The sequence below is a fragment of the Micromonospora sp. NPDC049799 genome (assembly GCF_040656655.1).
Classification (GTDB): domain Bacteria; phylum Actinomycetota; class Actinomycetes; order Mycobacteriales; family Micromonosporaceae; genus Micromonospora.
Map to the genome: position 1 here is coordinate 1 of NZ_JBFAMU010000566.1, position 2945 is coordinate 2945.

Sequence of the window (2945 nt, forward strand, 5' to 3'; positions counted from 1 at the left end):
GGGGGGGGGGGGGGGGGGGGCGGGCCCGGGCGGGGGCGGGGCCGCGCGGGGGCGGGGGGGGGGGGGGGGGGGGGGGGGGGGGCAGGGCGGGGGGGCGCTCAGACCGGTCCGCGACAGGCCCTCCGATGCCGCCCCGACGCGCCCGGCGGGCCGCGACGCAACGAAATGCCGCCGCGCATTCGTCAGACGCAACGATCGGCTGGCCTCCGCAAGGTCCAACGGTGGATCCCTCCATCGGCGGCGCATAACGTTGAGCAACGGCGCCAGCCCGTGGGCCGAAGGTGGCCGGGCGCGCCCGACCCCTGGGAGCAGGACAATGACGATGGACGCCACCAGCCAGCGCTTTCTGATGTGCCGGCCGACGTACTTCGCCGTCGACTACGCCATCAACCCGTGGATGGATCCGACCGCCCCGGTCGACGCCGACCTGGCGATCCGGCAGTGGGAAAAGCTACGCGAGGTCTACCGGGAGCTGGGCCACACCGTCGAGGAAATCACTCCGGTGCCGGGCCTGCCCGACATGGTCTTCGCCGCGAACGGCGGGACCGTGATCGACGACAAGGCGATGGCCGTGCAGTTCCGGGACCCGCAGCGCGCCGACGAGGCGCCCGCGTACCGGGCCTGGTTCGAGGCAGCCGGCTTCGAGATGTACGACCCGAAGCACGTCAACGAGGGCGAAGGCGACGTCCTGCTGGTCGGCGACTACCTGCTGGCCGGCACCGGTTTCCGCACCGCGCACGCCTCGCACGCGCAGCTGCAGGAGGTCTTCGGCTACCCGGTGATCACCATGCAGCTGGTGGACCCGCGTTTCTACCACCTGGACACCGCGCTCACGGTGCTCGACGAGCGGACCGTGGCGTACCTGCCGGAGGCGTTCTCGCCGGGCAGCCAGGCGGTGCTGCGCCGGCTCTTCCCGGACGCCGTCCACGCGACCATGGCCGACGCCGAGGTGCTGGGCCTGAACGCGGTCAGCGACGGCCGGCACGTGGTGCTGCCGGCGCAGGCCACCGACCTGGCCGCCAAGCTGCGCGACCGGGGTTACGAGACCATCGGTGTCGACCTGTCCGAGCTGCGTAAGGCCGGCGGTGGCCCGAAGTGCTGCACGTTGCGACTCCGTCAGGGAAAGGCGAGCAAGTGATCGAGGACATGCTGCGGACGCCGGGTGCGGTCCGGGACGCGGAGCGGTGGACCGCGCACAACTACCACCCGCTGCCCGTGGTGGTCGCCTCCGCCGAGGGCGCCTGGGTGACCGACGTGGACGGCCGTCGGTACCTCGACTGCCTCGCCGGGTACTCGGCGCTGAACTTCGGCCACCGGCACCCGACGCTCATCCAGGCCGCCCACGAGCAGCTGGACAAGCTGACGCTGACCAGCCGGGCGTTCATCCACGACCAGTTCGCCGACTTCTGCCGGGAGCTGGCCGCGCTCTGCGGCAAGGACCTGGTGCTGCCGATGAACACGGGCGCCGAGGCGGTGGAGACCGGCATCAAGGTGGCCCGCAAGTGGGGCTACCAGGTCAAGGGTGTCGCGCCGGGCCAGGCGAACATCGTGGTCGCCGAGGGCAACTTCCACGGCCGTACGACCACCATCGTCAGCTTCTCCACCGACGAGGACGCGCGGGCCGACTTCGGGCCGTACACGCCGGGCTTCACCGTGGTTCCCTACGGTGACCTCGCGGCGCTGGAGGCGGCGATCGACGAGAACACCGTCGCGGTGCTGCTGGAGCCGATCCAGGGCGAACAGGGCGTGGTGGTGCCGCCGGAGGGCTACCTGCCGGGCGTGCGCCGGGTCTGCACCGAGCGCAACGTGCTCTTCGTGGCCGACGAGATCCAGTCCGGCCTGGGCCGGACCGGCGAGACCTTCGCCTGCGACCACGAGGGCGTCGTGCCGGACATGTACCTGCTGGGCAAGGCGCTGGGCGGCGGCATCGTGCCGGTGTCGGCGGTGGCCGCCAACGCCGACGTGCTCGGCGTCCTCAAGCCCGGCCAGCACGGCTCCACCTTCGGTGGTAACCCGCTGGCCTGCGCGGTGGCGACCGAGGTGGTCCGTCTGCTGGCCACCGGCGAGTTCCAGCGCCGCTCCGCCGAGCTGGGCGAGCGGCTGAACGCCGGTCTCCAGGCGCTGGTCGGCAAGGGCCTGGTCGGCGTCCGGGTGCGCGGCCTCTGGGCGGGTGTGGACATCGACCCGACGCTGATGAGCGGCCGGGAGGCCTGCGAGCGGCTCATGCAGCGCGGGGTGCTCGCGAAGGACACCCACGGCTCCACCATCCGTCTCGCCCCGCCGCTGGTGATCACCGCCGACGAGATCGACCACGCCGTGGCACAGCTCGCGGCCGTGCTGGCCGGCTGAGGGAACGTACGACGGAAGGGCGCCGGGACCGTCGGTCCCGGCGCCCTTCCGCGTTCCCTACGCGCTCAGCGGGGCAGGCGCATGGCCATGGTGGGTGCCTCGGCCATGACCGATGCGGGGGTGTACGGCGCGCCGGCGGGAAGCTCACCGGGGCGGCCGATCTGCACGCCCGGGTACAGCTCGACCATGTCGCCCTCACCGAGCACCCGGGACTGCTGCGGTGCCAACGGGATCCGGTCGGCCTCCGCCATCGAGCCGGCCGGGCGGATGCCGGAGCCGTTGGTGCTCACGTCGGTCACGACGACCTCACCCACGCGCAGCTCGCACCGGATGTGGCTGCGGCTGATCCAGCGGCGGGCCTCGTCGTTGAGCCACTGCCCGAGGACGACGCCACCGGACTGCTCGGGAGCGCGGCCGATCATGACCGGCTGCTCCTCGGTGAGGACGAAGCGACGCCGGATCAGCCCGCCGATCCGGACGGCGAGGACCTCGGCGCGGGGCCGGGGACCGGCGTCGCCGAGGCGGACGCCGTGCCGGGGGCAGGTCGGTACGCCGCCACGCAGGGTCGGCGGCGGCTGCGCGGCCGGGCTGCGTTC

The 2945-nt window shown here is 73.0% G+C and carries 2 protein-coding genes and 1 pseudogene; 2 read left to right on the plus strand and 1 reads right to left on the minus strand.

Translation table 11 applies throughout. The annotated features are described in order from the left end of the window. Nucleotides 1-322: 322 nt before the first annotated feature. Nucleotides 323-1138, plus strand: a complete 816-nt coding sequence (gene ddaH / locus AB0I76_RS26410; protein WP_357040790.1) for a dimethylargininase — start codon at nucleotides 323-325, stop codon at nucleotides 1136-1138. Beyond that, nucleotides 1135-2349, plus strand: coding sequence for an ornithine--oxo-acid transaminase (gene rocD, locus AB0I76_RS26415; RefSeq protein ID WP_357040787.1), 1215 nt, complete (start codon nucleotides 1135-1137; stop codon nucleotides 2347-2349). The genes ddaH and rocD overlap by 4 nt, the downstream gene beginning before the upstream one ends. A gap of 65 nt (nucleotides 2350-2414) precedes the next feature. On the opposite strand, the pseudogene AB0I76_RS26420 reads toward rocD, so the two are convergent. After that, nucleotides 2415-2945: pseudogene (locus AB0I76_RS26420) on the minus strand (FHA domain-containing protein); the annotation flags it as partial.